Genomic DNA, 23,076 nt, shown 5'->3' on the forward strand with positions numbered 1-23,076 from the left:
CCGCAGCGTGCGCAGCCCGCCGGCTTCCATATGAGGAGAAACTATAATGCCTACCCCCGCTAAGGGTCCGCGCCTCGGAGGCGGAGCGGCTCACGAGCGTCTTATGCTCGCGAACCTGTCCGCCGCACTGTTCGAGCACAAGCGGATCACCACCACGGTGACCAAGGCCAAGCGCCTGAAGCCGTACGCCGAGCGCCTGGTGACTTTCGCCAAGCGCGGTGACCTCGCTTCCCGCCGTCGTGTACTCGGCCTGATCAGCAACAAGGGCATCGTCCACGAGCTGTTCACCGACATTGCACAGGCAGTGGAGAACCGCGACGGCGGCTACACCCGTATCACCAAGATCGGCAACCGCAAGGGCGACAACGCTCCCATGGCTGTCATCGAACTGGTTCTCGAGCCGGTTTCCGCCAAGCAGGCCGTGGTAGCCGAGGCTACTTCCGCTGCGAAGCGCGATGCCGACAAGAAGGACGCTGACAAGGCTGAAGCCGCTCCGGTCGCCGAGACTGAAGCTGCCGAGACCGAAGAGGCTCCCGAAGCTGAGGTCGCCGAGACCGAAGAGGCTCCGGCCGCCGAGGAAGCTGCTGCAGAGTCCGAGAAGGACGCGAAGTAATTCGCTAGAACCTTCTTATAGACTTAAGTCTATGAACGAGCTCAAACCCGCTGCCCCCGTTATGGGGGGCGGCGGGTTTTTGCGTATCCGGCTGGATCTTTCGTACGACGGCGGCCCGTTCAGCGGCTGGGCCCTGCAGCCCGGCCGCCGTACCGTGCAGGGCGTCCTGGAAGAGGCCCTCGCCCTGCTGATCCGCCGGCCGGTCCGCGTCACCGTCGCCGGTCGCACCGACGCCGGCGTGCACGCGCGCGGACAGGTGGTGCACGTGGACCTGAGTGAAGCGGAATGGCAGGGGCTGAACCGCGGGGCCGAACTCGACCCTGCTGCGGCCCTGCTCCGGCGGCTGCGCGGCGCGCTGAGCCGCGGGCTGGGCGAGCTCAGCGGCGCGATCGAAGTGCACCGGGTTGCCCTGGCGCCGGAAGGCTTCGATGCCCGGTTCTCCGCGCTGTGGCGGCGCTACAGCTACCGGATCGCGGACGGGGCGGCCCTGTGGGATCCGCTCGGCCGGTACTCGACGCTCTGGCACAAGGAGCAGCTGGACACCGCGTTGCTGAACGAAGGCGCCTCCCAGCTGCTGGGGCTGCAGGACTTCCGTTCCTACTGCAAGCCCCGCGAAGGCGCCACGACCATCCGGGAACTGCAGCGTTTCGAGTTCACCCGGGGCGCTGACGGCGTCATCGTCGCCACGGTCCAGGCTGACGCCTTCTGCCACAACATGGTCCGTTCGCTCGTGGGATCGGCGCTCTACGTCGGAGCCGGCGTCGAGCAGCCCGGGTGGCTCTACGAGCGGCTGATCGCCCGCCAGCGGGATGCCCGGTCCGTCCTTGCCGCCCCGCACCCGCTGGTCCTTGAAGAGGTGGCGTACCCCTCCGCTAGCGGGCTGCTGGCACGGGCCGAGCTGACGCGCGCCCTTCGCAAATAGCCCGCGGCCGAGTTTCCCCGTCTTTGACGGCACCAAAGCCGGCAAGGACGGCGGGTCGGCGCAACACGCCGGGCCACGGCGCCGAAGTTGGGGAGTTCCGACCGGCGACTGACCCGAGGGACTAGAAAGCGGCAGGGTGGCCGTCTGCCGGCAGGTCCACGGTAAAGGTGCTCCCGCAGCCGGGGAGGGTGCTGCAGGTGATGGAGCCACCGTGGCCCTCCACGATCGCCTTGGTGATGGACAAGCCCAGCCCGGCCCCGGGGATTGCGCCGTCCCGTACGGCCGGACTCCGGAAGAAGCGGGTGAAGACCCTTTCGGCGTCGGCAGCGGTCATGCCGATGCCGCTGTCCTCCACCTGCAGCAGCACACGGCCGTCGTCGGCCCAGGCCGAGACAGTCACCGCGCCGCCATCCGGCGAGTATTTGATGGCATTGGAGACCAGGTTGTCCAGCGCCTGGCTGATCCGCAGCGGGTCCACATTCGCCCACAGCGGCGCCGGCACGTGCATCGCCAGGGACACCCGCGAGGACTGGGCATGCGCCTGGGCCGAGCCGAGGCTCGCCTCCACCAGGCCGGCCAGGTCGGTTTTCCTTGGGTGGACCTGAACCGCTGAGCTGGCGGACATCAGCAGGTCGGAGACGAGCGCCAGCAGCCGCTCGGCGTTGCGCTGCGCCACCTCGATCCGGCGCAGCACCGGCAGGGGCAGTTCATCGCCCAGGACCAGGTCCAGGTTGCCGATGATCGACGTCAGCGGTGTCCGGAACTCGTGCGAGACGGTCGCGACCACGTCTTCCTTGGCAGCAAGGGCATTGACCAGCCCGGTGACCTCGTTGTACACGACGACGGCGCCGCCGAAGCCGCCGTCGTCGTTTTTCAGCGGCCTCGCCCCGGTGGACACAACCCGGCTGCCCGGCGCTTCCCCGAAACAGACAAGGTGGTCCGCGAAGGACTCGCCCTCCAGCGCCCGGCGGAGCGGGCGCCGGGCAGGCGGGAGCAGCGTGGTCTGGTCCCGCCCGGTTAGCAGCAGTTGGTCTTCCCAGCCCGGATCCGCGGGCCCGGCAGGCCCGGGAATCGCCGCGGCCGCCTCGAGCCGTGCCTGCCAGCTGTTGGTGAGCAGTCGGCGGCCGTTCGCGCCGATCGCGACGATGCCGACGTCGACCGTGTCCAGGATGGTATTCAGCAGCCGTTCACGCTCCCGGCTTTCCGCGAGGAGGGCCTGCAACTCCGCCTCCTTGGCTTCGACCTTGCGCTGCTGGCGCCACAGCTGCGCCCTGGCGAACTGCATGGCCAGGGCGACTGCCAGGGTCATCAGTGCCAGGAGCACGACGGTGGCGCCGCGCCCCGGGCTGTCCCCGGCGCCGGCGGCAAAATACCAGGGCAGACCTGCCAGCAGCGGCCCCAGGAAGCTGACGGCCGCGATGACGGCGGGGGAGAGCTGCGARGCGGCGATCCAGACGACGGGAAGCACTGACAGCACTCCGAGGCCCGGTAGTTCCTCGGCGGCCGCCACCCGGCTGAGTCCGATCGCGGCGAGGTCCAGGACCGGAATCGCCAGGGGCGCCAGCGGCCCGAACCGTTGCCACGGCACGAGGAGGCAGGCCAGGAGAAGTGCGGCATGAAGGGCGAGGGAGATCTGGCCCCAGCCGTTGGCCAAGTGGAGGCTCCAAGCGGCCGGCGCGGCCGTCAGGCCGGCGCCGAACAACAGGGTGAGTGGTAGCTGGCTGAGCAGCACACGGGCGCGCGGGTGCAGGGCGCCCAGGCGGCGGTCCACGCCCGCGCCACGAAACAGCCGCTGTTCACCCAATGACAAGCGCCCCTTCCTCGCAACTGGAGTTTACATTGCTGTCACACCTACTTGACACTAAACATATTATTGTTGCCCGTGTTACTGCGCCGGAGACCGAAATTGGGGCCCTTGGTAGGTATGGTGGCAGGACATGTGTAGGCCGTGTCCCTTGGGCACGGCGTGGGCATCGGGGCATGAGGCCCGGATTTACAGCGGCGGCGTATGCACGGTCATCGCCGGCCGGCAGAGCAGCATCGGATGTGAGGGTGGCATGACTGACCTTGGGGTGGCCGTCGTTGTTGAGGACGATGCGGATGTGCGCAACCTCGTGGAGGCAGTGCTCCGGCAGGCCGGCTATGAGGTGCATTCAGCGGCCGGGGGCCGGGAGGGCGTCGAGGTTGTCCGGCGCCGGGAGGCCAGCGTCGTAACACTGGACGTGGGTCTTCCCGACATTGACGGCTATGAGGTGCTGCGCCGGATCCGCCAGTTCAGTGACGCCTACATCGTCATGCTGACCGCACGGACGGACGAGCTCGACACGCTGACTGCGCTCCACACCGGCGCCGACGATTTCCTGACCAAACCGTTCCGGCCCCGAGAGCTACGGGCCCGGGTGGCCGCGATGATGCGCCGGCCCCGGCATGACGGCCAGGGCGCGTTGACTGCGGCGTCGGCACGGCCGGCCGGCGACGCTGCCGTGCCGGACAATGTTTTGCGCCACAACGGGCTGGCACTGAATCCCGACATGCGCTCGGTGACGGTCGAGGGCGAACCGCTCGCCCTGACCCGCAGTGAGTTCGACCTCCTGCATGCGCTCCTCCGCGGCGCCGGCGCGGTGAAGTCCAAGACCGAGCTGGTCCGTGTGGTGCGGGGAGAGTATTACCGCGCCGACGCCTACATCAGCGAGTCCGATGAACGGGCCGTTGAGGTCCACATCGGCAACCTGCGCCGGAAGCTCCGGGAGGATTCGGTGCAACCGCGCTGGCTTCAGACGGTGCGCGGAGTGGGCTACCGGCTGGCGCCTGAGCGCTCCCAGTACGCTGAACGTTCCTAGCGCTCCCAGAGGATGTAGCTGAACTGCAGCTCGTCCACGGTTTCGCTGCCGCGGGCGGCGACATCGTCCAGCAGGGAAGCGGCCCTTCCGAGGTCCCCGCCCCGGATCGATTCCTCGAGTTCGCCGGCGAGTTCGGCCAGGCGCAGGCCGCCGACCATCGACGAGGACGTCTTGAGGCTCAGCACGGCGTCCAGCGCGGCTGCCTGGTCTCGGCGTTCCAGGGCCCCGGCCAGCGAGTCATAGCGCTGGTCCCACATCTCTGCGTAGTCCCGGGCGAAGCCCTTGGCGACGGCGGCGCTGTTCAGCTGCTCGCCCAGGTCCTGGAGGGCCGCGGGGTCCACGAGCGGGGCCGCGCCGGAGGACGGCGCCGTCAGTCCGGCCCCGCCTGCGGGGGCATCGGCGGCGAGCAAGGACCCCGCGTTTGCGTCGTCGGGGCAGGCAGCTAAGAGAGACATGGCTCTACGGTACTAGCTGTCCGGACCGGCGCCGGAGGCGGCGGAGTATCCTGCGGAAACCTTGCGGCTATCCTTGTCCGGCACTTTTATGGGCCAACTAGCGGCGTCCGTGCAGGCCGTTCGCCGCAAACTTATGGGCCGATTAGTGTCCACTGAAGGTCTCTATGGCATTGATCACGGCGGGCCCCAGGATGGCGATAAAGAGCACCGGAAAGATGAAGAACAGCAGGGGGAACAGGATGGTGACCGGCAGCTTCATGGCCTTCTCCTCGGCTCGCTGGCGCCGCTTGACGCGCATCACCTTGGCCTGGATTCGGAGCACGCGGCTGATGGCAATGCCGTAGGTGTCGGCCTGCACCACGGCCTGGACAAAGCTGCGCAGCTCGGGGATGTTGGTTCGTGCCGCCAGCGCCTGGTACGACTCGCGCCGGCTGCGTCCCACCTGCATATCCTGCAGGGTTCGGACCAGTTCCTCGGCGAGCGGTCCCTTGCCGTTTTCACCGGCCCGCGCCATGGCCCCCTCGAATCCCAATCCGGCCTCGACCGAGATCAGCATCTGGTCCAGCGTGTTGGCCAGTTCCAGCTGCATGATCTTCTGGCGTTCCTGGCCCTTGCTGTAGAGCAGCAGGTCCGGGATGAAGTAGCCCAGGAGCATCACGAACAAGCCCACCAGCTTCAGGAGCGGGGCCGGCGTGCCGGCGAGCCAGAGACCCAGGAGGGCGCCCAGCAGTCCCAGCAGCGGTTTGGCGGCCAGAACCCGACCCAGCGGGAGCGAGGCGGGACGTCCGGCCAAGGACAGCAGCCGGTCGAGTTTCCGGACATAGGCGGGAGGCGTCAGGCGGTGGCCGATCCGCTCGAGCAGGGCCGTCTCCTTGGGCCCGGCGGACTCGGCGGGTCCGGTGCCCAGGGAAAGCATCTCCCGGATGGCGCGTTGGGATTTCCGGTCGACGGAGAGGACGGACCACGTCAGGTACGCCGAGGGGAGGCTGACCAGCAGGAGGGAGCACAGGATCAGGGGGTTCATCCGGGCCTCAGAACTTCAGGTCGATGATCTTGCGCATCCACAGACCACCGATCGTCATCAGGATCACGGAGGCCGCCATCATGGCCCAGCCCAGCGGGTTGGTGAACATCACGTTCATGTAGCCGGGGTTGACCAGCATCAGCATGACCACGATGCCGATGGGCATGGCCATCAGGATGTAGGCGGAGAACTTGCCTTCGGCCGCGAGGGACTTGATGTGGCCCTTGATCTCGCTGCGCTCGCGGATGGTCTCGTTCACCTGGTCCAGCACTTCGGCGAGGTTGCCGCCCACCTCGCGGTTGATCTGGATGGCCTGGGCGATCCAGACGAAGTCCTCGTTGCGCATCCGTTCGGCGGTGTCGCTGAGCGAGGCCAGCAGGTCGCGGCCGAGGGACGTTTCGGTGATGACGCGGCGCATTTCCTCCGCGGTGGGGCTCTGCGATTCGCTCCCGGCGGCGTCGATGGCGCGCAGGATGCTGTGCCCGGCCCGCAGGCCGCCGGAAAGCAGTTGCAGGGTGTCGCCCAGCTGGTCGTCGAACTTGGCACGACGCTTTCCGGCCAGGACCGTGAGGGCCAGGTGACCGGCCACCGGGGCGAGCAGGACCAGCAGAAGGGCAAGCAGGACGCCGCCGACGACGAAGCCGGCCAGGGCCCCCACAAAGGCGCCGACCGCCAGCAGCACGTAGAAGTCGCCCTGGCCCATGCGCAGTCCCGCTTGTTCCAAAGCCTCCCGGTTGAAGAGCCGGACCTTCCGTTGTGCGAAGAAGCCGTCCGCCAGGTTGACCGCGGATCCCGCGAACCGGCTGAGCGAGGAGTCCGGTGCGGCCTGGACCGGCCGCCGTCGGTCAAGTGGAACGCGGGCGGTCCCCGGCAAGAGGACCGCGACGGCGAGCAGGAGGAGGGCGGTGGCCAGGAAGGCGGCGCCGATAGTCAGTGTCATGGCCGGCTCACGCCTTGCCGGCCGGTGCCAGCGGCGCCGCGAAGACGTTGGGGGAAACGTAGATGCCCATGTCCTCGAAGCGGTCGATGAATCGGGGCCGGATCCCGGTGGCCACCGGTTTGCCGAGGAACCTCCCGTGGGCGTCCACCCCGGCCGAGTAGTCGAAGATGAAGGCATCCTGGAGGGTGACAATGTCCCCCTCCATGCCCTGCACCTCGGTCACGTGGGTGATCCGGCGGGTTCCGTCCCGCAGACGGGAGATCTGCACGATCAAGTTCACCGCCGAAGCAATCTGTTCCCGGATGGCGCGCAGCGGAAGATCCATTCCGGCCATCAGCACCAGGGTCTCGAGCCGGGCAACGGCGTCGCGCGGCGAGTTCGAGTGGACGGTCGAGAGGGAGCCGTCGTGGCCGGTGTTCATGGCCTGGAGCATGTCGAGGGACTCGCCGCCGCGGACCTCGCCCACCACGATCCGGTCCGGCCGCATGCGCAGGGAGTTGCGCAGCAGGTCGCGGATGGTGACCTCGCCCTTGCCTTCGGTGTTCGGCGGCCGGCTTTCAAGCCGCACCACGTGCTCCTGCTGGATCTGGAGTTCCACCGCGTCTTCGATGGTGACAATGCGCTCGTCGTGCGGCAGGAAGGAGGAGAGGACGTTCAGCAGGGTGGTTTTGCCGGTGCCGGTGCCGCCGGAGACGATGATGTTTAGCTTGGCCCGGACACAGGCGTTCAGCAGTTCGGCCATTTCCGGTGTCAGCGTGCCGAAATCGATCAGGTTGCGCACGGTGAGCGGGACCTTGCTGAACTTTCGGATGGTCAGCGAGGAGCCGCCGACTGCCAGCGGGGGGATGACGGCGTTGACGCGGGAGCCGTCCTCGAGCCGGGCGTCCACGAGCGGGGATGACTCGTCGATCCGGCGGCCCACCTTGGAGACGATGCGTTCGATCACCTTGCGCAGGTGGTCCTCCGAGCTGAAGCGCGACTCGGTCAGGGTGAGCTGGCCTTTTCGTTCCACGTAGATCTGGTCCATCCGGTTGACCATGATCTCGGTAACCGCGGGGTCATCCAGCAGCCGCTGGAGCGGACCGTACCCCAGCACGTCGTCCGCGACGTCGCGGACCAGCCGGGTGCGCTCCTCGGTGGACAGCGGCACCTGTTCGGCGTCGATGATGCGGGTCAATTCGTCGCGCGCGGTGGCACGCAGCTCTTCTTCCTTGACCGCCGAATCGTTGAAGCGGGTGCCCATCCGCTCAAACAGGGCGGTGGCTGCCCGCTCTTTGAGCGCGGCAAAGGCATCCACCGGTTGCTGCCCCTTGGCGCGGGCCGTGTCGGGGTGTTCTGCGAACGACGGCGCGGCCGCCGCGGCGAGGCGCGACGGCTCGGAGCGCGCTGCTTCGAGGTGGGGGGAGAGCCGGGGTGGCCGGGCCGACGGGGCGGTCGCCGTCGTTAGCGGGGCCGACGACGGCGGTGCCGGCTGCGTTTGGGGGCCGGCTTCCGCTGCGGAGAGACGTTCGGAGAGTTTCACTTAGACCACCACCCGTCGGTGCAGTTTCTTCTGCGCTGTGGCCCGCCAGGCCGGATCAAAGCGCGTCACCAGCTGCCGCAGGCCCTTCACTGCGGGATCCTTGCGGCCGTCCTGCAGGACCGGGATCCCGCGGTTGGTGGAGTACGCCACCGCCTGGGAGCGCGGAATGCTCACGTCCACTGGCGCGCCGATAGTGGCCTCGACGTCCTGGACGCTGAGCCCGGATTTGGAGTCCGCCATGTTCAGGACCACATGGCGGGTTTCCGGAAGCAGGTCGAGCCGGCGGAGGATTTCCAGCCCCGAACGGAGGCCGCGGATGCTGGGCACGTCCATGGCGCTGACCCAGACGACGTCGGTGCACTGTTCCATGGCGGCCAGGCCCACCTCGGGCAGGCCGGGGGCGGTGTCCACGACGACGTACTGGAACTGCTCCGCGAGTTGTTCGATCAGCCGGCTGACCTGCTGGGGCGTGATGTCGTCCGCTTCCACCGGGGTCCGGGGCGCGCAGAGGGCGTAGATGCTGCTGGGGTGCACGGTGAGGAACGCCTTGAGGACCAGCGAGTCCTGGCTGGCCGACGCCGAGACGGCGTCGGTGACGGTGTGTTCCGGATTCAGGTACAGGCCGGAGGCCACGTCGCCGAACTGCAGGTCCAGGTCCACGATGACGACGCCCATCGGTGCAACCTGGCCCAGACCGATGGCGATGTTCGTGGCAATGGTCGTCTTGCCGACTCCTCCCTTTGGGGAGAAGACTCCGATCACCAGGCCTTTGGGATTGTTATCCGGCTGCTGGACGGCCGTGGCCCGGGTCCGGCTGGCGTAGGACTGGCAGGCCCGCTCCAGGAGCACCCGGATCTGGGCCGGGTCAGATGCGGGGCTGAGGATGTCGCGGATCCCGGCACGCATCGCCAGCAGCACAAACTCCGGTTCGGGCTCGCCCACCAGGATCACGCTTAACTCTGGCAGCTGCACGTCGAACACCGTGGCGAGCCGCAGGGCGTCCTCAATCGGAACGTCGGGTCCGAGGATCAGCACCTCGGGACGCTCCTGGTTGAGGTTGGCGAAAAGTTCACCGGGATTGGCGGGATTGATGAAGGCAAAGGTCTGGACGCCGCCGGGCAACCCGCCCGCGACCGCCTGGCGGACGCGCGCATCGAAGTCGGCGTTGGGAGTGATGAGGACGAAGCGGCTCACTTGTAGACCTCCGGTCGGGTAATAATTCCGGGGCGGCCGCTGTCCTTTGCGTCGAGCGGTTCCCGGCTCAGCCAGATGCTCGCCACGTCCGTAAAGTTCGAGGCGTAGACAATCTTCGTGGCGGCCACGTCGTTGACGGCAACGGTCACAATCATCGAGCCGACGGGGAGCGAGGTGTCCTCGGCGGGAGCGGCGGAGCCGCTCGCCGAGGGCTGCGGAGTGGGGGTGGTAACGGGTGCGCGCTGCACCGCCGTCACGAGGGCCTTGTGGACGGTCAGTTGCGTGGTTTGCTGGTCAGGCTTTCCCTCGATGCCGCCCTCCTTGAGGTTGATGAAGATGCCCACATGGTCCCCGGCCGTGATGCGACCGCCGACGACGCGCTGGGGTTCAAGCTGGAAAGACACCTCCTGCAGCCCCTTTGGAACTTCCACGGATCCGCTCGTCTTCAGCTCCTCCGGCTCGACCAGCCGCTCGGCGACGAGCTGCTCACCCGGCAACAGGTCGACGGCGGTGACCTTGCCGGCCAAGCCGTCAAGATTCTTCAGCGCAGTCTTGGACACGGCTTTGCCGGGGAGTTCCTGGGCGGTGACGAAGGCTGTTAGCTGCGCTACCGGGGTGCCGGCGGGGATGGCCGTTTGCACCACCATGACGCTGACGGGGTTGAGGTTCTGGACTGCACGGGTATCGGCGCCCTGTGCATAGCTGACGACGAGGACGGCGCCGACGATGGCCAGCACGACTGCGGCCAGTCCTGCCAATAGGCGTGACTTCATTACTAGGGGGCTCCAATGGTGAGGCGGACGACTGACGCGCCGTAATCGGCTGTACTTCCGAGTTCGAGGGCTTGTGACAGGGACACGAACTTCACGAAGTATCCGCGGATGGACTTGTTGGCCAGCCCGCTGGAATTCCAGGTGTCACTCGAAAAGCGGTAGCCGGTGACGTGAAAGGCTGCGAAACCCTTGATGTAGTACTTGCCGCCTGACCCGGTGCCCGTGGCCACGGCGTAGAGCGGTAGGAGAACGGTCTGATCGTTCAAAGCGCTGATGTCCCCGGGCGTACAGACCGAGGGTCTGGAGGCGCCGGTGTCGCTGCTGAACCAGATGCCCGGATCATTCGAGGCGCCGGCGCTGATCACAACGCTGCACGCAGAATCGGCCGCATTGGGGTCCGTGATCCATCCAAAACCTCCGGGGATCCCTGCGCATCCGCCCGCACTCATATTGAGGACCTGCACGAAGGAGGGGTCGGGGGAGAATTTGCACTCGGCGATGGCCAAAGGGACGATGACGGTGCCCTTGGACGGCGTCCCCCACTGAACATTCGAAGTTGTCGCGACCTCAGAGTTCGAAAAGCCCAGTGCGCGGGCAAAAAGGTCGGGTACGGAGTTGAGGGCGCCCCCACTGTCCTTGGCGCTCGTGGTGACCGTGGCTTTGCGGTTCGCCTTATCCAAGACGATGGTCTTGACATTGCTCTGACCGTCAACGGCGTTCGCATTGGCAAGCGTCCTGGCGAGAATCACTGGCGAAGTCATGGTGTCCGAGCAGTCCACATCATTCGGATTCTTGGCACATTTCTGGCCCAGCATGAGGGCCACCGCATCGGCCCCGTTCTGCAATTGGCCACGCTCGGAATAGAGTCGAGCAACGTCGATGGAGATGGCCGCGAACCCAAGTAGAACCAGCATAAGGAGGGCGACCATGACAGCGATCCCGCCACGTTCCGTGTCGCCCGAAACTGCTATCCGCCGCATTGCATCGTACCTACGCCCTTCATCGCAAATGGTCCGGCAATTCCGGTCATAGTGGACAGGGTGTAGTTGATTGTCACGGTAACTTGGACATTCGCGGCGCAGGCCGTTGGCGCGGGCGTCGAGGCGGGTGTCGTCTGATATGTCAAGACAATCTTGTCGTTTGTCAGACTCGGCTGTAGGACGCTCGCGGCGCTCACAGCAGCGGCTTTGGCGGTCGTCGCGGCTGCTGGCGCCGCGTAGTTGACGGCCATCACTCTTGCGCCTTCACGGGCAGCGTTGGAGAGCGAAATCTGCACGTTGTAGGCGCGGCCGAACTCCATGATCCCCAGCAGCATCATGACCAGGACCGGGGCCAGCAGGGCGAACTCCACCGCGACGGCGCCCCGTTCGCTTGTCTTGGACATGGGGGACCGCCTTCCTGGCTGGGTACATCCGGAGATGGCAGTGTGGCGGGGGGGGTGAATGCGTTCTATTTCGGCGTGCACTTGGCGGCGGTTCCTGCAGCCCCGTCGACGCCGGCCACGGCGGGAGAGAAGCTGCCGTTGCTGACCGAGCACTGCACCTGGGTGAAGGTGTCCTTCAAGGTGCCTCCGAGCAGCGTAACGGCGACGATGATGACAACGGCGATGAGGGAGACCATGATGCCGTATTCGACGGCGGTCGCGCCGCGCTGGTCGCGGCGAAGGCGGGTTGCGATGTTGGAGAGGTAGGAACGCATTGGTGACTCCTGAGCGAGTTGGGCGGCTGGCCCTGCACCAGCACTGAGAGGAACTTAGCAAGCGCCGACACGCCGTCAATCGGAGTTTGGAACATCCTGTGCCAAGACTTCCCAAACTGCCCTATTCCTGTACTTTCCCTGCGCGGATCCTGCGCTGGGGGCTGCGGAACTGGCCGTAGGCCCTGGGAGTGGGCCCCGGGCACAAAGGAGGACCCCCTTGGCTCTGGGTACCAAGGGGGTCCGGTCTATGGGCGGCCCTGACGCGGGCCGCGTGGCTATTTGTTGGCAAAAACCTCCATGATGCTCATAACCGTGGGGCCCAGCACCACGATGAACAACGTGGGGAGGATCGAGAAGATCAACGGAAAGAGCATCTTGACGGGCATCTTCATGGCGTGTTCCTCCGCCCGCTGGCGGCGCTTCACGCGCATGTCCTTCGCCTGGGCGTTCAATACCTGCGCGATGGCGATGCCGTAAGCGTCCGCTTGGACCACGGCCCGGACAAAGGACCGCAGGTCCGGCACATCCACGCGCTGGGACATGGCCAGGTACGCGTCCTTTCGGGACCGGCCGACCTGGATATCCTGCAGGGTCCTGATCAGTTCCTCGGCGAGCGGCCCTTTGCCGTTTTGGCCAGCCCGGGCCATGGCGGTTTCGAAGCCGAGCCCGGCCTGGACCGAGATGAGCATCTGGTCCAGCGCGTCAGGCAGCTCCAGTTTGATTGCTTCGCGGCGCTTCTGGGCGTGGTTCCGGAGCAGAATGTCCGGGACGAAGTAAGCCAGCGCGGTCATGCCCACCATCAGGAGGACCGTGGTCGCCGTGGGGCTCCCGGCAACCATGAAGATTCCCGTCATGGCTCCCGCGAGGGCCAGCAGGGGCTTGACCATAAGGACGCGTCCCAGGGGCCAGTCCTTGGGCCGGCCGGCACCGGCGAGCTGCTTGTCCAGCCACGCCGTGTAGCCCTTCGGCGTGACCTTCCGGCTTAGTGCCGCGAATTGGCCGGTGGCCGAGAGCGCGGATCCGTTGCTCTGCGGACCCCGCCCGAGGTTGGCTTGCACGTTGCGAAGGCCGGCCCGGTCTCCGGTGAAGGCAAGCCAGGTCATGATCGAGAGCGGTGCGACGACCCCCAGGATCGCTGCGTAGGCAATTGTTTGCACGGTTCTCTCCCTTCTCAGAACTTCGGCTTGACGAGTCGGCTGAGCCAGAAGCCGCCCACAGTCAGCAGGACTATGGCAGCGACGATCATCAGGAACCCCGGAAAAGTGGTCAGGAAGACCTTGGAGTACAGAGGGTTGAAGAGTGTCAGCCCGATGAACATCACCACCGGGAGTGACATCAGGACTATGGCGGACATCCGGCCCTCCGCGCTGAGGGCCCTGACCTGGCCCCGGATCTGGTTGCGGTCCCGGATGGTCTCGCCCACGTGGTCCAGGACCTGGGCGAGGTCGCCGCCGACTTCGCGGTGGATATCGATGGCCCTGGTGATCGAGGCAAAGTCCTCGTTGTCGGTCCGCCTGGCGACCTCCGCGAGGGATTCGCCAAGGTCCCTTCCGATGCGTGTCTCGTTCACCACCCGATTGAGCTCCTCCTTCATTGGCGCCTCGTTCTCCTCCGCGGCGGCGTCCACCGAGCGGAGCAGGCTGTGGCCGGCCCGGAGGCCGCCCGCGAGCATCTGCAGTGCGTCCGGCACCTGCTCGTCGAACTTCTTGCGCCGCCGCGAGACCAGGACGTTGAGAAACAAGAGCAGGACCACTGGTGTCAGCAGCGTCAACAAAACGGCCAGGACCGGTCCGCCGAGGAGGAAGCCAAGGACCGCGGCCACGAAAGTGAAGGCACAGCCCATCAGCACGTAGTCGCCGGGTTGTTTCTTCAGACCGGCGTTCTCGAGTTTCGTGCGGCTGAGCAGTCCCGAGTCACGGCTCCGCAGGCCCCTGTTGAGGGTGTGCACGGCTTGATCGGTGAGCCTGCTGAGGTTTGACGAGTGGACGGCCGCCTCGTCGGGCCGGCGCCGGGACAGCGGCACCGCGTTTGACTTGAAGAGGACGGCAACAATCGTCGCCAAGGCTGCGTACGCCAGGACGAGGCCGGCTACAAAGACAAGGGGAGACATATCCTGCACTGTTACCGCCCCCTAGCAGGCGCTGCGCCAAAGACCGCCGGCGAAATCGGGATTCCCAATTCGGCGAAGCGATCAGTGAAGCGCGGACGAACACCGGTAGGCATGGGCTTGCCGAGGAACCGGCCGCCGGCGTCGATACCGGCGGAGTAGTCGAACACGAAGGCATCCTGGAGCGTGACGACGTCGCCTTCCATGCCCTGGACCTCCGTAATGTGCGTGACCCGCCGCGAACCGTCACGGAGCCGGGAAATATGCACGATCAGGTTCACCGCCGAAGCCACTTGCTCGCGGACGGCCCGCAGCGGCAGATCCATGCCGGCCATCAGCACCAAGGTTTCCAGCCGGGCGATCGCGTCCCGGGGGGAGTTCGCATGCACGGTGGAAATGGAGCCGTCGTGGCCGGTGTTCATGGCCTGCAGCATGTCGAGGCACTCGCCGCCGCGGACTTCACCGACCACAATCCGGTCCGGCCGCATACGCAGCGAGTTGCGGACCAGGTCGCGGATGGAAATTTCGCCCTTTCCCTCGATGTTCCGCGGGCGGCTCTCCAACCGGACCACATGGTCCTGCTGCAACTGGAGTTCCACCGCGTCCTCGATCGTGACGATCCTGTCCGAGCTCGGAATGAACGAGGAGAGCACGTTCAGCAGGGTCGTCTTGCCGGTGCCGGTGCCGCCCGAAACAATGATGTTCAATCTGGCCAGCACGCAGGCCTGCAACAGCTCCGCCATTTCCGGTGAAAGACTGCCCATCGAAATGAGGTCATGCACGGTCAGTGGATCCCGGCCGAACTTCCGGATGGTCAGGGCCGGTCCATTGACGGCCAGCGGCGGGATGATGGCGTTGACGCGGGAACCGTCCGACAACCGGGCATCCACGAGCGGCGATGACTCGTCAATCCGGCGTCCCACGTTGGAGACAATCCTTTCGATGACCCGCCGCAGGGCGTCGTCGGAGGTGAACTTCGAGTCCGTCAGCTGGAGTTGCCCCTGGCGTTCCACGTAGATCTGGTCGAAACGGTTGACCATGACCTCTGTCACCGTGGGATCATCCAGGTACCGCTGGATGGGGCCATGGCCGAGAACGTCGTCGATGATCTCCCGGATCAGGCGCTGGCGTTCGACCGCGGTGAGGGGGATCTGCTCCTCGTCTACGACGGCCTTCAACTCGTCCTTGACCGACTGGTGAAGTTCCGTCTCATCGATAGAGGAATCGGTGATGCGGGATCCGAGCCGTTCGAAGAGCGCCTGGCTGGCGCGTTCCTTGAGCGCGTTCAGCGCCTCGCTGGCCACGGACGCGGTCTGCTGCAGCTCGGTGAATCCGGGGTGCGATTCTGCTGCCGTCTTCGCTTCCAGGATCCGCCCCAGCGTCGCCGGTGGCGTATGAGAGGCGAAGACGTCGACGGCGGCCGGCTTTTCCTCGGGCGCGGCGGGCGGAAGTCCGCCGCGTAGTTGCTGGAATCGGTCGGTGAGGCTCACTGGACTACCGCCCTTCTGTGCAGTTGCTTGTGCGGTCTGGCTTCCCAATCCGGCTTAAAACGGTCAGCCAGCTGGCGGAGCCCCTTGAGGGCAGCGTCCCGGCCGCCGTCCTGAAGGACGGGAACGCCTTTGTTGGTGGAGAAGGGAAGGGTCCGGGAACGCGGCAGCACGACGTCCACGGGGGCCCCGATGGTGGCTTCGACGTCCTTGAGCGATAGTCCCGCCCGGCGGTCGGCCATGTTGAGGACGATGTGGCGTTGGGCCGGTACCAGGTTCAGTTCTTCGAGGATCTGGAACCCGGTCCGCATACCGCGGATGCTCGGAACGTCCATGCCGCAGATCCACACGGCGTCGGTCGCCTGTTCGAGCGTGGCCAGGACGTGTTCGCCCAGTCCCGGGGCCGTGTCCACCACGATGTAGCGGAACTCCTGCCGCAACTGTTCCAACAGGTGGGAGACATGGGCCGCACTGATACGGTCCATCTCCACGGGCGTCCTGGGGGCGCAGAGCGCGTAGATGCCTGCAGGATGGACTGTGAGATACGTCTTGAGCACCATTGAGTCCTGGCTTGCGGCCCCCATTACGGCGTCCGTGATCGTGAACTCCGGTTCAAGGAGGAGTCCGCTGGCCACGTCGCCGAACTGCAGGTCAAGATCCACGATCACAACCCCCATCGGCGCGGTCTTTCCCAGCCCGACCGCGAGGTTGGTGGCGACCGTTGTCTTGCCAACGCCGCCCTTGGGGGACATCACGGCGATGACACGTCCTGAGCCGTGGTCGGCATGCTCGGTCGTCTGCGGACCGAGACCCCGACGCCGGCCCGCTGCGGCCAGGCTGGCACGCTCCAGCATGACCCGGATGGTGTCGGGGTCGGCTCCGGGATCGAGCAGGTCCCGGACGCCGGCGCGCATTGCCTGGACCACGGTTTCCGGGCTGGCATTAACGGCCAGGACCACGCTGATCTCCGGATACTGGAGGTCGACCACTGCGGCCAGCTTCAGTGAGTCGGCCACAGGCACGCCGGGACCAAGGATGAGGACCTCGGGCGGGTCGCCGACCATTTGGCGCAGGATGTCGGCGGGGCCCTCTGGCAGGTAGTCGGCTTTGAAGACGTGGAGGTCCCCATGCATTCCGCCGACAGCCAGCCGGACCAGCCGTTCGAAATCGGCGTTGGGCGTGATCAGGACGAAGCGGCTCATCGGAACAGTCCTGCCGCATCGACTGTGCCCTTGCCCGATTCGACAGCATTGCCCGGTTCCTTCGACAGGTAGACCTTGCCGAACTCCGTGGCAAACACGATCCGCTCCGCATCAGCGGAATTCCTGGCCAGGGTAATGAGGTAGCTGCCGTCACCCTGTGCCTTGGTGGAGGAGGTTGACGAGACCTGGCTGGCCCCGGACGCGGTGTCGGAGGTCCCAGTCTGCGTGGCCGCCCCATCGCTGAACTGCGCCGCGGTCACCAGGACCTTGTGGAAAGTTTGCTGCGTCCTGCTGACCTTGGCACCGGCCTTGCCGCCGGCGTCTTCCAGCGAGAGGAAAACCCCCACCGTGTCGCCGGCCTTCAAAATGCCGCCGGCGACGCGCTCGATCGGAAGCTTGAGCGTGATCTCCTGGAAGCCCGCAGGTACCTGGACCCGGGACGGGCCGAGGAAAGCACTCTCTTCCACCAGCCGGGTGGACAGCAGCTGCTCACCCGGCATGAGGGTAACGGCGGTGACCTTGGTGCCCAGTGAGGCGAGATCCGTGACGCTGCTGTCAGCCAGCGCCAGCTTGGGAACTTCCTTCTTTGTCACCATTGCCGCAATCTTGTCCGCGGCGGTTCCGGCCGGAATGGCCTTTTGCACAATGTAGATTGATTCTGTTTCCGTGCCGGCTAACGCTCGTTTATCAGCGTTCTGAACATATGAGACCAGCAATACGGTTCCGATAATTGCCACAAGTAATGCGGCGATGCCTCCCAGTAGGCGTGTTTTCATCGTAACTCCTTAGAAATTACCTATTTGATGAGTTTGATATCGACGGTTCCCAAGTCGGCGCCGCCACCAGGTCCGGTCGAGTTAATAGTTTCGAATTTCACGAATTGGCCGATGATGCACCGGTTGTTGCCGCCGCTGCAGGCCAGGGCGCTCGTCATGTTCGGGTCGCCGGCTGTGTTCCGGAATTCGTAGTTGTGGTTGTTGCCGAATTTCCAGCCCCACATCTTGAAGGTGGCGTAACCGATCACGTGGAAGTAGCCGTTCTGCCCCTGGTTGCTCGCGTCGTCGAAGACGGGAAAAGCGACTTTCACCTCTCCGCCGGCGAGGATGGTGGCGATCCAGCCGCCCAGCACGGTGTCGCAGTCGGTCGGCGGGTTGTTGCCTGGGTCGGACCCCACCCGGTTGTTTCCGGTGGCCGTCACGGCAACGCATGGTGAGTTCCGGTCGAGCCATCCCCAGCCGCCCGGGATTTGCGTTCCGGAAGGACCGGTGCAGGTTCCGCCCGGCTTGTAGGAGATCTTTTGTACCTCTCCGGTGGCCACGGCAGTGGAAAGGTTGAAGCAGCTGTTGGAGATCGCAAGCGGAAATCCGGAGCCGCTGCTCAACGGTGCCCAGGCCGCGGTGGCGCCGGCGCGGACTGTTGCGGGTGGGGCGTTCAGCGCATTGGCAAAGATTTTGGTCAGGAAGCCCGCCTCGTTGCTGCCCAGGGTGGACGTGACCACCTTGACCTGGCCGCGGGAAAGGTCCACGTTTACTGAATCGACGGCAGAGGCTCCGTCGTTGGAGTTGGGACCGGCAAGTTCGCGGGCCCAGCCCAGAGCCTGGGGAACTGTGCAGGTTCCGGCCGCGTGGCACCTCTGTGCTGCCGCCAATGCGCCTGCGTCCGCTGCATTCTGCAGTTGGGCCCGTTCGGCGTAGATTTGGCCGGCATCAACGGCCAGGGCGCCGGCTCCTATGAGCACCAGCATCATCACTGCTACAAGCGCGCCGGTCGCGCCCCGCTCCCGCCCTAGGCCGCACTGGTCTTGGATCGAAGTCCTCAACCGTGGCATCGCATGGCTCCGGTTCCGTGGACGGTGACGGAACCACCGAAAATCCCGGTCAGTGAATTTGCGGTGTAACCAACGGCCACTTTGGCGTTGCCCGTGCCGCCGGCGGGGCATGCGCCCGTGAAGGTGTAGGTGAAGCCTGCCGCATTCAACCCGGGCGCACCTGAGACAGCGGCAGCCTGGGCGCGGGCCGGATCGTTGAAGATGGCCATAGTCCGGGCAGCCTCGCGGGCGGCCTGGGTCACCGAGATCTGCAAATTGTAGATGTAAGAGAATTCGATGATCCCGCCCACCAAGGCGAGGAGTATAGGTGCAACGAGGGCGAACTCGACTGCGGCCGCCCCCTGCTCGCGTCCCTCAGCCCCAAACCAGGGCGAAAAATTGCTGCGCTTCATTGGATCCCCCCAGGGATAGATGCAGTCGACGAAATAAGAACTGTGCCGCGCCCGCGATACACGGACGCGGCACAATCGGTGTTACTGAGACCTGTGGCGGAACTAGTTGCCTAGTTGGACCAAGCGCGGACGTTGTTGCCCAGCTCGGTGAACCAGGCGCTCAACTGGTTGCCGAAGACGGTTGCGCCGCCAATAACAGCGAAGGCGATGAACGCCACCAGCAGCGAGTATTCCGTCGCGGTTGCTCCCTTTTCGGATTCGAGCTTGTTCTTGACGCCGGCAACAAAAGCGAGCATTGAGACCATGAGACCAGTCATTTTGAAAGTCCTTCTCCAGAGATTTGAATAGTTTGACGGAATTCCAGCAAGTCCCCTTTGCTACCTGCTGGAGCTCCGTTGGGACAACATTTGCACGCCGATTAACGGCCCGGCAATGCATGCGACTACCCGACTTTTTGGGTGGAAAAGGAGCGTTTACTTGCCGCTCTGAGGGACGTGTACTCAGTACTTTCGGGCGCTACGGAGCCGACTACTTGTTTTGATAAGTCGGCTTACTGGTTCACCCAACAAGCGGCGTAGGAGAGGGCGCTACGCGGAGAGCAGGACGGTGAGCAGGGCGGCGGCCAGCATCGAGGGCCCGAAGGCCACTTCCTTCGGCTTGTTTCCGCGGTTCTTTAGGAGGAGGACCAAGGAAACCAGGCCGCCGGCGACAAACCCCAGGGCGCCGCCATAGAACAGTTGGGTCCAGCCCAAGTGGCCTAAGTACAGGCCGAGTGGCGCAGCGAGCTTAACGTCGCCCATTCCGAGGCCTGTGGGGCTGATGAGGGCCAAGATGAAGTAGAAAAAGAAGAGAATTACCGCCCCGGCCAGGGCCCGGGCCAGCTGCCCCCAGCCTCCGAGGGCTATCGAAGGCACTGCGAGCAGCACAACGCCGGCTCCCAGGAGTGGCAGGACCAGCCGGTTAGGCAGCAAATGATGAATAACGTCAATTCGGGCCAGCTGGACGCCAATAACCGCCAAAACCATAAACGCCGGCAATTCCGGGGAAGCGCCGAACCGCCAGGCCAGGAGGGCGCAAAGCCCCGCGGCGGCAACCGCCGTCGCCGTCCGCTGCGCAGGCGTAGGACCGGGTGCCAGCTCCGGCAGGGCGCGCCTGACGAAGACATCTGCCAGCAGCCCGAGGCACAGCCCGACGGCGGCGACTCCCGCTAGGAACAGCAGCGGCGCGGAAGCTGCAACGGCGGGATCGGGCACGGGACCTCCAGGAACGCGGGGCATACCGGAACTGAACGGCACGCAGGGCTGCATGCCACCGGACATGCCCATTTTGACCCACGACCCCGGCTTCCGCTATTCTTGGTAGTCGTTGTGCGTGTCCTATCTCGATGATGCGTGCCCGCTTGAGAATCCGGTTGCAGGATAGCTACTCAACGTGCACATTCGAGACCACAGGATGACTGGTTACATGGAGCCCTCACCTCTGTTCCGGTAGCGCATAGATAGTAGGTGCACCTTTTGCGTGACGCCTAAAACAAGAACGCCAGAACAAGAACGAGGCAAACACCGTGCGTACGTACACCCCGAAGCCCGGCGATATCAACCGCCAGTGGCACGTCATTGACGCCACCGACGTTGTCCTTGGTCGTCTCGCCAGCCAGACCGCAATCCTGCTGCGCGGCAAGCACAAGGCCACCTTTGCGTCCCACATGGACATGGGCGACTTCGTCATCATCATCAACGCTGAAAAGGTCGCCCTCACCGGTGCCAAGCTGGAGCAGAAGCGCGCATACCGCCACTCCGGTTACCCGGGCGGCCTGACCTCCGTCAACTACGCGGAGCTGCTGGAATCCAACCCGGTCCGCGCCGTGGAGAAGGCCATCAAGGGCATGCTCCCGAAGAACTCCCTCGCTGCACAGCAGCTGGGCAAGCTGAAGGTTTACCGCGGTGCCGAGCACCCGCACGCCGCCCAGCAGCCCAAGACTTTCGAAATCACCCAGGTCGCCCAGTAGTCCTGGCCACCAACCAACTTTTTATCAAGGAGAATCGTGGCTCAGAACGAAGAACTGACCACCGAAGCCGTTGAGGCTGAGGAAAACCTGACCAGCTACACCTCGGAGAGCGGTGCTGCTGACGCAGCGGCGCCGAAGAAGGAACGTCCGGCACTGACCGTTGCCGGCGCTGCAGTTGGCCGTCGCAAGGAAGCCGTTGCACGCGTTCGCGTCGTGCCCGGTTCCGGCAAGTGGACCATCAATGGTCGCGAGCTGGCGAACTACTTCCCGAACAAGCTGCACCAGCAGGACGTCAACGAGCCCTTCAAGATCCTTGACCTTGAAGGCGCCTACGACGTTATTGCCCGCATCCACGGTGGCGGCATCTCCGGCCAGGCCGGTGCCCTGCGCCTCGGCATCGCCCGTTCACTGAACGAGATCGACACCGAGAACAACCGCGCCACCCTGAAGAAGGCCGGCTACCTGCGCCGCGACGCTCGCATCATCGAGCGTAAGAAGGCTGGTCTCAAGAAGGCACGCAAGGCTCAGCAGTACTCCAAGCGCTAAACACGCTCAACTGGAAGCCCGTCCCGCATTCTGCGGGGCGGGTTTCCGGCGTTTAACGGGTCTCCGATGGTCGGAAACCGGACCCGGGCCCGCGATCGACTAAACTTGGGCTCGATGTCTAGATTATTTGGAACAGATGGTGTCCGGGGCCTGGCGAACGGCCTACTGACCGCAGAGTTGGCGTTGCAGCTGGCGCAGGCCGCCGCCGTCGTGCTCGGCCACGACCGCAACACCAACGGCAACAGGCCGCGCGCCGTCGTCGCCCGCGATCCGCGGGCCAGCGGCGAGTTCCTCGCGGCCGCCGTGGAGGCCGGGCTCTCCAGCTCCGGCATCGACGTCTACGACGCCGGCGTGCTGCCGACGCCGGCCGCCGCGTACCTCGTCGCCGACCTCGACGCCGACTTCGGCGTGATGATCTCCGCCTCCCACAACCCGGCCCCGGACAACGGCATCAAGTTCTTTGCCCGCGGCGGCCAGAAGCTCCCCGACGACGTCGAGGACGCGATCGAGGAACAGCTGAGCAAGGAGCCGTACCGCCCGGTCGGTGGCGAAGTTGGCCGCATCCAGCGCTTCTCCGACGCGGAAGACCGCTACATCGTGCACCTCCTGGGCACGCTCCCGCACCGCCTGGACGGTCTAAAGGTGGTCCTGGACTGCGCGCACGGCGCCGCCAGCGGTTGCTCACCGCAGGTCTTCAAGACGGCCGGCGCCGAGGTGATACTGATCGGCGCCGATCCGGACGGCCTCAACATCAACGACGGGGTGGGTTCAACGCACCTCGGCCCATTGAGGCAGGCGGTCCTGGACAACGGGGCTGACCTGGGCATCGCCCACGACGGCGACGCCGACCGTTGCCTGGCCGTGGACCACGAGGGCAACGAGGTGGACGGCGACGAGATCATGGCCATTCTTGCCGTGGCCCTCAAGGAATCCGGAAAGCTCAAGGACGACGTCCTGGTTGCCACCGTGATGAGCAACCTCGGACTCAAGATCGCCCTGCGCGAGGCAGGCATCAGCCTCCGTGAGACCGGGGTAGGCGACCGCTACGTGCTGGAAGGCATGCGCGAAGGTGGCTTCAACCTCGGCGGCGAGCAGTCCGGCCACGTTATTTTCGCCGACTACGCCACCACCGGCGACGGCGTCCTGACGGGCCTGCAGCTTGCCGCCCAGGTCGCGCTGACCGGCCGTCCGCTCAAGGAACTGGCCACGGTCATGACCAAGCTCCCGCAGGTGCTGATCAACGTCAAGGGYGTCGACCGCAGCCGGGTCAAGGGTGACGAGGCCGTGGCTGAAGCCGTGGCCCGGGCCGAGGCACGGCTGGGTGACACCGGACGAGTGCTGTTGCGTCCTTCCGGGACCGAACCCGTTGTCCGCGTGATGGTGGAAGCCGCGGACCAGGACACCGCCCAGGAAGTCGCCGAAGGCCTGGCCCAGGTGGTCCGGACCGAGCTTGCCCTGGCGCTCATCGCCGACTGACTCCAAGAACGCAAGAAGGTGGCCCGTTTCCGTAAGGAAGCGGGCCACC

General features: G+C 65.5%; 25 protein-coding genes. 6 read left to right on the plus strand and 19 right to left on the minus strand.

Annotated features, from left to right (window positions below; genetic code table 11):
* The first annotated feature begins 46 nt into the window (after positions 1-46).
* Both rplQ and AC1DGE_RS11385 read left to right on the plus strand, forming a co-directional pair.
* Complete coding sequence (gene rplQ / locus AC1DGE_RS11380; protein WP_441417043.1) at positions 47-613, plus strand: 50S ribosomal protein L17; 567 nt, start codon at positions 47-49, stop codon at positions 611-613.
* A gap of 31 nt (positions 614-644) precedes the next feature.
* Positions 645-1,535 carry a tRNA pseudouridine synthase A gene (locus tag AC1DGE_RS11385; RefSeq protein ID WP_441417044.1) on the plus strand — a complete coding sequence of 297 codons (891 nt, stop codon included), beginning with the start codon at positions 645-647 and terminating at the stop codon, positions 1,533-1,535.
* Between the two features lie 121 nt (positions 1,536-1,656).
* On the opposite strand, the gene AC1DGE_RS11390 is transcribed toward AC1DGE_RS11385, so the two are convergent.
* The gene (locus AC1DGE_RS11390) at positions 1,657-3,345 is read right to left on the minus strand and encodes a sensor histidine kinase (protein ID WP_441417045.1); all 1,689 of its coding nucleotides are present in this window, start codon (positions 3,343-3,345) and stop codon (positions 1,657-1,659) included.
* A gap of 247 nt (positions 3,346-3,592) precedes the next feature.
* Here AC1DGE_RS11390 and AC1DGE_RS11395 point away from each other — a divergent pair, with 247 nt between their 5' ends.
* Positions 3,593-4,375 (plus strand): response regulator transcription factor, encoded by a 783-nt coding sequence (locus AC1DGE_RS11395; protein ID WP_441417046.1) that lies wholly within the window; start codon positions 3,593-3,595, stop codon positions 4,373-4,375.
* Here the strand turns inward: AC1DGE_RS11395 and AC1DGE_RS11400 are convergent.
* The 18 genes from AC1DGE_RS11400 to AC1DGE_RS11485 all read right to left on the minus strand — a co-directional run bounded on the left by AC1DGE_RS11400 (position 4,372) and on the right by AC1DGE_RS11485 (position 20,250).
* On the minus strand, positions 4,372-4,830 hold the full coding sequence (locus tag AC1DGE_RS11400; RefSeq protein ID WP_441417047.1) for an Hpt domain-containing protein: 459 nt from the start codon (positions 4,828-4,830) through the stop codon (positions 4,372-4,374). The two genes, AC1DGE_RS11395 and AC1DGE_RS11400, sit on opposite strands and share 4 nt — an antisense overlap.
* Before the next feature lie 142 nt (positions 4,831-4,972).
* On the minus strand, positions 4,973-5,854 hold the full coding sequence (locus AC1DGE_RS11405; RefSeq protein ID WP_441417048.1) for a type II secretion system F family protein: 882 nt from the start codon (positions 5,852-5,854) through the stop codon (positions 4,973-4,975).
* A gap of 7 nt (positions 5,855-5,861) precedes the next feature.
* Positions 5,862-6,794 carry a type II secretion system F family protein gene (locus tag AC1DGE_RS11410; RefSeq protein WP_441417049.1) on the minus strand — a complete coding sequence of 311 codons (933 nt, stop codon included), beginning with the start codon at positions 6,792-6,794 and terminating at the stop codon, positions 5,862-5,864.
* Between the two features lie 7 nt (positions 6,795-6,801).
* Positions 6,802-8,091 carry a TadA family conjugal transfer-associated ATPase gene (locus tag AC1DGE_RS11415; protein WP_441417837.1) on the minus strand — a complete coding sequence of 430 codons (1,290 nt, stop codon included), beginning with the start codon at positions 8,089-8,091 and terminating at the stop codon, positions 6,802-6,804.
* A gap of 225 nt (positions 8,092-8,316) precedes the next feature.
* On the minus strand, positions 8,317-9,510 hold the full coding sequence (locus tag AC1DGE_RS11420) for a CpaE/TadZ family protein (RefSeq protein WP_441417050.1): 1,194 nt from the start codon (positions 9,508-9,510) through the stop codon (positions 8,317-8,319).
* Positions 9,507-10,283, minus strand: coding sequence for a Flp pilus assembly protein CpaB (cpaB, locus tag AC1DGE_RS11425; RefSeq protein ID WP_441417051.1), 777 nt, complete (start codon positions 10,281-10,283; stop codon positions 9,507-9,509). Before cpaB ends, AC1DGE_RS11420 begins: the two co-directional genes overlap by 4 nt.
* A 2-nt stretch (positions 10,284-10,285) precedes the next feature.
* Positions 10,286-11,263, minus strand: coding sequence for a pilus assembly protein TadG-related protein (locus AC1DGE_RS11430; protein WP_476892124.1), 978 nt, complete (start codon positions 11,261-11,263; stop codon positions 10,286-10,288).
* Entirely contained in the window at positions 11,251-11,667 is a 417-nt protein-coding gene (locus AC1DGE_RS11435) for a TadE/TadG family type IV pilus assembly protein (RefSeq protein ID WP_441417053.1), read from the minus strand. The genes AC1DGE_RS11430 and AC1DGE_RS11435 overlap by 13 nt, the downstream gene beginning before the upstream one ends.
* A gap of 65 nt (positions 11,668-11,732) precedes the next feature.
* On the minus strand, positions 11,733-11,981 hold the full coding sequence (locus AC1DGE_RS11440; RefSeq protein ID WP_441417054.1) for a Flp family type IVb pilin: 249 nt from the start codon (positions 11,979-11,981) through the stop codon (positions 11,733-11,735).
* Between the two features lie 275 nt (positions 11,982-12,256).
* Complete coding sequence (locus AC1DGE_RS11445) at positions 12,257-13,138, minus strand: type II secretion system F family protein (protein ID WP_476917476.1); 882 nt, start codon at positions 13,136-13,138, stop codon at positions 12,257-12,259.
* A gap of 14 nt (positions 13,139-13,152) precedes the next feature.
* The gene (locus AC1DGE_RS11450; RefSeq protein WP_441417056.1) at positions 13,153-14,091 is read right to left on the minus strand and encodes a type II secretion system F family protein; all 939 of its coding nucleotides are present in this window, start codon (positions 14,089-14,091) and stop codon (positions 13,153-13,155) included.
* A gap of 11 nt (positions 14,092-14,102) precedes the next feature.
* On the minus strand, positions 14,103-15,578 hold the full coding sequence (locus AC1DGE_RS11455; RefSeq protein ID WP_441417057.1) for a TadA family conjugal transfer-associated ATPase: 1,476 nt from the start codon (positions 15,576-15,578) through the stop codon (positions 14,103-14,105).
* Complete coding sequence (locus AC1DGE_RS11460) at positions 15,575-16,777, minus strand: CpaE/TadZ family protein (RefSeq protein ID WP_441417058.1); 1,203 nt, start codon at positions 16,775-16,777, stop codon at positions 15,575-15,577. Before AC1DGE_RS11460 ends, AC1DGE_RS11455 begins: the two co-directional genes overlap by 4 nt.
* Positions 16,774-17,373, minus strand: coding sequence for an RcpC/CpaB family pilus assembly protein (locus AC1DGE_RS11465; RefSeq protein WP_476917477.1), 600 nt, complete (start codon positions 17,371-17,373; stop codon positions 16,774-16,776). The genes AC1DGE_RS11460 and AC1DGE_RS11465 overlap by 4 nt, the downstream gene beginning before the upstream one ends.
* Before the next feature lie 200 nt (positions 17,374-17,573).
* Positions 17,574-18,605 (minus strand): pilus assembly protein TadG-related protein, encoded by a 1,032-nt coding sequence (locus AC1DGE_RS11470; protein WP_476917478.1) that lies wholly within the window; start codon positions 18,603-18,605, stop codon positions 17,574-17,576.
* A complete protein-coding gene (locus AC1DGE_RS11475; RefSeq protein ID WP_441417061.1) occupies positions 18,593-18,997 on the minus strand; it encodes a TadE/TadG family type IV pilus assembly protein in 405 nt (134 codons plus the stop codon). Before AC1DGE_RS11475 ends, AC1DGE_RS11470 begins: the two co-directional genes overlap by 13 nt.
* Positions 18,998-19,107: 110 nt before the next feature.
* The gene (locus AC1DGE_RS11480; RefSeq protein ID WP_441417062.1) at positions 19,108-19,314 is read right to left on the minus strand and encodes a Flp family type IVb pilin; all 207 of its coding nucleotides are present in this window, start codon (positions 19,312-19,314) and stop codon (positions 19,108-19,110) included.
* Positions 19,315-19,584: 270 nt separating this feature from the next.
* On the minus strand, positions 19,585-20,250 hold the full coding sequence (locus AC1DGE_RS11485) for a prepilin peptidase (protein WP_476917479.1): 666 nt from the start codon (positions 20,248-20,250) through the stop codon (positions 19,585-19,587).
* 311 nt (positions 20,251-20,561) lie between these two features.
* On the opposite strand from AC1DGE_RS11485, the gene rplM reads away from it, so the two are divergent.
* The 3 genes from rplM to glmM all read left to right on the plus strand — a co-directional run bounded on the left by rplM (position 20,562) and on the right by glmM (position 23,027).
* Entirely contained in the window at positions 20,562-21,005 is a 444-nt protein-coding gene (rplM, locus tag AC1DGE_RS11490) for a 50S ribosomal protein L13 (protein WP_015937805.1), read from the plus strand.
* A gap of 36 nt (positions 21,006-21,041) precedes the next feature.
* Complete coding sequence (rpsI, locus tag AC1DGE_RS11495; protein ID WP_441417064.1) at positions 21,042-21,551, plus strand: 30S ribosomal protein S9; 510 nt, start codon at positions 21,042-21,044, stop codon at positions 21,549-21,551.
* 114 nt (positions 21,552-21,665) lie between these two features.
* Positions 21,666-23,027: a phosphoglucosamine mutase gene (gene glmM / locus AC1DGE_RS11500; RefSeq protein ID WP_476892126.1), complete on the plus strand. Its 1,362-nt coding sequence runs from the start codon at positions 21,666-21,668 to the stop codon at positions 23,025-23,027.
* Positions 23,028-23,076: the final 49 nt, after the last annotated feature.

Source organism: Arthrobacter sp. 05N425, from assembly GCF_056397125.1.